Annotated in this window: 8 protein-coding genes; 5 read left to right on the forward strand and 3 right to left on the reverse strand. The window is 22.5% G+C overall.

Annotated features, from left to right (window positions below; all coding sequences use genetic code 11):
- Nucleotides 1-2 precede the first annotated feature (2 nt).
- Entirely contained in the window at nucleotides 3-626 is a 624-nt protein-coding gene (locus OY14_04330) for a hypothetical protein (GenBank protein AJA90679.1), read from the reverse strand.
- Between the two features lie 141 nt (nucleotides 627-767).
- Between OY14_04330 and OY14_04335 the strand changes: the two genes are divergently transcribed.
- The 5 genes from OY14_04335 to OY14_04355 all read left to right on the forward strand — a co-directional run bounded on the left by OY14_04335 (nucleotide 768) and on the right by OY14_04355 (nucleotide 4,713).
- A complete protein-coding gene (locus OY14_04335) occupies nucleotides 768-1,811 on the forward strand; it encodes a hypothetical protein (GenBank protein AJA90680.1) in 1,044 nt (347 codons plus the stop codon).
- A gap of 114 nt (nucleotides 1,812-1,925) precedes the next feature.
- The gene (locus OY14_04340) at nucleotides 1,926-2,837 is read left to right on the forward strand and encodes a hypothetical protein (GenBank protein AJA90681.1); all 912 of its coding nucleotides are present in this window, start codon (nucleotides 1,926-1,928) and stop codon (nucleotides 2,835-2,837) included.
- Nucleotides 2,827-3,345 (forward strand): partition protein, encoded by a 519-nt coding sequence (locus tag OY14_04345; GenBank protein ID AJA90682.1) that lies wholly within the window; start codon nucleotides 2,827-2,829, stop codon nucleotides 3,343-3,345. Before OY14_04340 ends, OY14_04345 begins: the two co-directional genes overlap by 11 nt.
- Nucleotides 3,321-4,082, forward strand: a complete 762-nt coding sequence (locus OY14_04350; protein AJA90683.1) for a cobalamin biosynthesis protein CobQ — start codon at nucleotides 3,321-3,323, stop codon at nucleotides 4,080-4,082. Before OY14_04345 ends, OY14_04350 begins: the two co-directional genes overlap by 25 nt.
- Nucleotides 4,083-4,164: 82 nt before the next feature.
- A complete protein-coding gene (locus OY14_04355; GenBank protein AJA90684.1) occupies nucleotides 4,165-4,713 on the forward strand; it encodes a chromosome partitioning protein in 549 nt (182 codons plus the stop codon).
- Nucleotides 4,714-4,976: 263 nt separating this feature from the next.
- Here OY14_04355 and OY14_04360 read toward each other — a convergent pair whose 3' ends face one another.
- Nucleotides 4,977-5,474 carry an oligopeptide permease-like protein gene (locus tag OY14_04360; GenBank protein ID AJA90685.1) on the reverse strand — a complete coding sequence of 166 codons (498 nt, stop codon included), beginning with the start codon at nucleotides 5,472-5,474 and terminating at the stop codon, nucleotides 4,977-4,979.
- A 91-nt stretch (nucleotides 5,475-5,565) separates the two neighbouring features.
- Nucleotides 5,566-5,754: a hypothetical protein gene (locus tag OY14_04365; GenBank protein AJA90686.1), complete on the reverse strand. Its 189-nt coding sequence runs from the start codon at nucleotides 5,752-5,754 to the stop codon at nucleotides 5,566-5,568.
- Between the last annotated feature and the right edge of the window lie 451 nt (nucleotides 5,755-6,205).

Consider the following 6,205-nt stretch of genomic DNA (forward strand, 5'->3'; position numbering starts at 1 on the left):
GTTTATTGTAAAAATTTTTCAATTGCTTTAAAGACGTAATAATAAACAGTAATGTAAGACTCTTTCAAACCAAAATTTTTAGAACTGTCAATAAAATATATAAATTCATTAGTAGCAGAATTAAGATCCTCAACATAATTTTTAATCTCAAAATCCCGATTAATAGCTTTTATATCATTCAAATTTAAAATAATAGTGACAACATTTTGAATATTGTTATTAATATTGTTTTTGAAAACAATATTTTTGTTAAAGCTATTAATAATATTAAATTCAGGTTCATTGGAATTAACAATTTCTAATTTAAATTTATGATTAAAAAAAATCCCAAAATTATATGTTAATAAACTTTCTTTTTTAGAACTTAAAGCCAATTTCATCACAATATTATTACTAAATTTATCTAAAATAAAAAAATAAGAATAATAACTAATATCCTTAATAGAATTAAAGTAATCCTTAGTATGAACACCTGTTTTAAATTTACCGCCTTCTAGTAATTCATATAAACCAATTTCGATTTTTATTGCTTCATCTAAAGATCTAATAAAAATCGAAGAAGCACTAATATTGCATGAAAATAAAAAAAGAATAACAGGCAAAACAAATTTAAACTTTTTTTTCATCTAAGATTTCTCATAAAATATGCTAATATTATTGAAAAGCTTACATAAAAAGTATAACAAATTCTTCAATAATTAAAATCAAAAAGAATATAATTATTGCACTAGAATTGTATTTGTATAGAATCACTTAAGGAATAAAGTATGAAATACATTAAAATCATTTCCTTATTTTTATTAATTTTAGGTTGCAAATCTATCCCAAATGGTAATTTCAATCTACATGATACAAGTCATAAATTAGGAAAATTGAAATTTCAAGAAGACTCAATGATAAGCAGAAATTATGACAATAAAATATCTATTGTGGGAATATATAGCCCTTTAACAGAAAAAGAAAATTTTAAAGTCAACATTTATATCGAAAAAAAAGGATTACAAATAAATCCTGAAAGCGTCTTGATAAATGAAGAAAAAATTAATTATTTAAAATACAAAGCAGAGCTTAAAGTAAAATCTAGTTTTAATAAAAGTATTATTAGTATTTCACTAAATAATTCAAGAGATCTGTTGACCTATATTTACGATAAAAGTATAGGAAAATATATTAACATTGATTTCCAGGATAATTGGAATGTATCACATAGCACAAAGTTTAATAAAGAGTATATTTTAAAATATTTAACAGATTTTGATAAAGAGTCTAAAATATCTAAAAATATATTCCAAAAACATATTGATAGTAGAAAAATTGAAATTGAAAAAACAGAGCTTAAAACAGAATACAATGAAATAGAGGATTACTACATCTATAGCATGGAAATCCCAAAATTATTTGAAAAATCAAATACACTCTCAGAAACTTACGAAACATTTGTTATAGCAAATTATTACCCTTGTGAAAATTTAAATATCTTGTTTTTAAATTTAAGCTTATACTCTGATCAATTACGCTTCCTGAATTCTATTTATGATGAAAATAATATAAAATTAAAAATCGAACCTCCCGAGAGAACTTTAAAGGATTCAAAAACAATAAAAGAAACATTAAATATTGTATTAAGTCCCCAAAAAATAATTGAAATGACAAAAAACATTGAAAAAGATGTTACTTTAAAATTAAAATCTTATGGAGAAAAGGGTGAATTCATATTTGAAATATACAAACCACTTCTTCTAAAATTCTTAAAGGAAGTAGACCATTGCATAAAAAATTTGCAATCAAGTAAACTAAATCCTGTTAGTTAATATTTTCGCCCACTTGATTGCAAATTTACCAATAAAACTTTACTTTTTTGAACAAATGTATTACTATTAATTATAATGCTTAATGCAATAAAAGATCAAACGATAGGAGCTAAAATGTATCAATTAACAGTTAGTAAAATTCCGTTTAATAAAGTAGTAGACCGAAGATTGAAAATATTTTGGGTCATCCAAAAACTAAGCTCTAACTACTTTAAATCTAAAAAAAAATATTCCCTAAGCAACGTTGTAGTAATGACAAATTCAATATTGGGAAAAAAAGGTTGTAAAAAGGTTACCAAAAGAACCATACAAAACGACATAAAAATTTTTGAAAATTTAGGGCTAATAAAAAGCTATTTCAAACCGCTTGGGAAAAATAATGGAAGTTTTACTTACTACACAATAAATAAAAAACTTGAAAAAATAGCTAAAAAAATTATCAGCACTGCATATTTTATTGACAAGAAAAAAAAATATGAAAAATCAAAAAACAAGGAAATAAAAAAAATTAAATTAATAGAAGAATCCCAAAATTATAAAATTTCATATCAAATAACTTCACATGTATTAAGTAATATTATAAGTAAAAATTATAAGAATTCTAAAAATTCTTATAAAAAGAAAAATTTAAAAGAAACTATAAATTTTCTAGAAAATAAAATAAAAAAAGACTTAAAAAAAATAAATTTGAAAGAACTAAAAGAAATTACAGAAACTGAAATAAGTTACAAAAATACATTATGGAACCTTAAAGATTACACAGAAGAACTAAAAGAATATGAAGAAAAAAAAGTAATACAATTTTTCAAAAAAACCCTAAAGAAAAAGAAAAAAAAGATATGGTTTATGGCAAAAAACTTTAGAAACACAGACTTTAATGAGCTAATCAAAAAATTCAAACTTAAAAATATCAAAACAAAAGAAATAAAAAACAAAAGTATCAATCAAATTGCTAAAAAAAATCAAATAAAAAATGCCATTGAAGCAATCAAAACTCTAAAAAAATTTGAGTATAATGAAAATTAAAGAAAAAGAAAATAAATTTTTCAACAGAGTAGAAAAACAAAAAAACAAAATTGTTTATCACACTAAAATTTTTAGTATGATAAACAATTTTGAAGCAAAGCCCAAAAAAGGTAAATTTTGGCTTTGCTTCAGAAATGTATTCAATAGTAAAAAATATGAAAGTTTCCACTTATTCTCAGTAAAAGAAAATGATAAATTTTTAGGAATTTTTTATGGGTTTGTAAAACTTCCAAAACCATTTATCATAAATTATTCCGAAAAAGGAATTAAAAAAACAATAAGACTAAAAAAAATATTTTATGTAGAGTTCAAATTTAAAAAAGGAAGTGTCTTTTGTTATTTAAGAAGTTTGTATATACTTACAAAAAACAAAAATAAAAATAAAATTTTTTACAAATCTCTTCTAGAAAGAACTTTGAAAATTGAAGACGAGATACACAAATTTTACGGTAAAAAATACGAAAGTAATAAAGGGATATTAAATTGGATAATAAAAACCCAAAAATAATCACAATAGCATCAATTAAAGGGGGAGTTGGAAAAAGTACTACGTCTTTAATGTTTAGCAGTTTGCTTGCAGAAAAAGATTACAAAATATTGTTAATAGACTTAGATCCACAAGCAAGTAGCACTAGTTTCCATATTAATACTATAAGAGAAAGAAATTTGAATATAAAAGACCTTAATATATATAAAGTTCTTAAAAAAGAAATCGACATAGAAAACTCAATAATTAAAATAAATAAAAATACAGACTTCATAGCAAGTCATATAACTTTAAGCAAATTCAATGAAGAAAGCATTTCATTGAAAGAGAATTTGCTTAAAATTTTTTTAAGCTTTATTCAAAATAAATACGATTTTATAATAATGGATACTGCCCCTACATTGGGAAGTTTACTGAACAATAGTTTAATAATCACAGATTACTTAGTTATACCTTTGCCAACTGATCAATGGGCAATTGAAAGTTTAGACTTAATCACCAGCAGACTTAATGATCTTTTCAGAGAAGATTTGCCAATATTTTATTTAATAACTAAATTTATTGAAAGACAAAACATTGATAAAGAACTCAAAAATTTTATTGAATGTGAGTATAAAGGAAGGTTTTTAGGAAGCGTTCCTAAAAGAGATGGTCTGCGTAAAACTATTTTTTACAGAGAAAATTTTAATCCTAATGAAGATTATTATAAATCTTATGAAAAAATACTTACAAAATTTTTGAGTATAATTACAAATTAGTTCCACTTGGAACTATCAGTTCCACTTGGAACTGATAGTTCCAAGTGGAACTAATTTGTAATTATTGGAGTAAAAACAATCGATGAAATTAAATAAAAAAATAGAAATTGTTAAGAGAATCGAACTGAATGGAAATGAAATAAAAAGAACCAGAGAATCTAGATACTTAGAATTGAAGGAAAAACTAAAAGTTCTGATAAAAGAAGAATCTTACAATAAAATTGAAACAGCTAGAATATTAAAAGAAATTAACGATAATAAATATTACATTGTAGACGGATATAAAAATTTTAGCCATTTTTTAAAAGATTATAACATGGCTAAGACTTCTGTTTATAGATATATAAAAATAGCAGTAGGAATTGATAGTGGCAAAATTGATTACGAATTAATCTTAAAAAAGGGAATATATTATGCTATGCAAATCTTAGAAAATAATAATATTACAATTAACCCAAAAGCTATTTTAAATAGGTCATTTAAGTTAAAAATTGAAGAAGAAGAAATCTTCAATTTTTATAAATCAAATACAAGCTTTGTAAGCTTTTTGTTAAAAGAGTTATATCATGATAATCAAAAATTAATTGCCAATATTAAAAATAAATATGATAATTTGAAAAATAAAAAGTAGCCTTCTAAATCTGATAATGTGATCACTTTTAAAAAATGTTTTAAAAACACTTTACAAAAAAATAAAATAATATATAATAATCTATATAGATTGAGATGCAATGTCTCGCTCTTGTTGTTTGATTAGAATAATAAGTTGGCTACCACAAGGTAGCCTTTGTCATTTTCGTAAATTATTAAAAACAGAATCTGTATAAATTATATCTTGTAATAAAATATTTGTTTTAAACAGGAACTAAAAAACTTATAAAGATTATAAAAACATTATTTTTTATAATCTTTGTTTTCAATTGATTCAACCATTACTAAGAAATCTATAATTTTAGATTTCTTCAAGCTTAAATCTTCTAATCCAATTTTGATTTTAACTTTATCGTTTTTATAAGAAGCATCTTCTTCTTTTAGCATCTTTTCTAATACTAGCTTAGATAAAATAAATGAGGAATAATTAATCCAATTACCAAAAAAATGGTTATCATCTCTTTGATAACTTGTTTTCCCTTCAATTTTAGTTCCATCTGATAGTAATAAAGGAGTTTGCTCTGTTATGCTATGATTTCTAAACTTTGTATATAAAACTATTTTAGTTATTCCTGTTTTATAGTTAAAAATCCCTTTAAGTTCTACATTTTTGTTTAAACTTTGGTATATTCTAAATGTTTTTGCAAATTGATCATGCTCAACATTTAAGGAAGTGCAAGATATTAATAAAAAAAATACCGACAATTTTAAAAATTTTAATTGATCTCTAAATAATCTCATATTCCTCTCCTTTGGTAAAATAAAAATTTATAGATTAATGAACATAATAATAATATTTTTTATTAGATCATTGCAAATAATTTTTAATAAATTAAGTATTATTTTTTTTGAAAAAATTAGATTGATAAAGTTTTTTTTCTAAGTTATTTGCTGTTTTTTCATTGATATTGTTATTGTTTTTCAAAATATTTACAAGTTTGTTTTTATTAGTTAAAAGGCCAGTTTTAAGGCCTATGAACATTTGAATTCTTTTGTTTTTATGAATATCCTTTTTTTCCATGAAATTTCTCCTTATTTATTATCTATTTATTACATAATGTGCGTTGTTATCCATAGTTCATTTTTTTAAAATTATTGGTATCAAGACGATTAGATTATTTGTCGATTAAACAACATTCTCTAAAAGCTTAAATTTCAATTTTAAATTTGTATGAATTTGGATAGATTTAAATGACCTTAAATTAAGGTAATAATCTCAACTTAAGATGGGTCTTTATTATACTAGATAATTAAATTAAGAATAAGGTAAAGTTTTAGTAAGCATAGTTCAAGATCAAATGATTATGAAATATTATTATTTAATAATATTTGAAACCTTGTTTTAAGGTTTATTGGTTAAAGCTTATGCTTTAGTATTATAACAGTTTGTTAGAAATATAGAAAATAAAAAATTTGATATTATATTTCTCAACATCTAAAAGGTATGTTAAAAGCAATAAAAGTCCTTATAA

The organism is Borreliella chilensis, from assembly GCA_000808095.1.
In the GTDB taxonomy this organism is placed as follows: Bacteria; Spirochaetota; Spirochaetia; order Borreliales; family Borreliaceae; genus Borreliella; species Borreliella chilensis.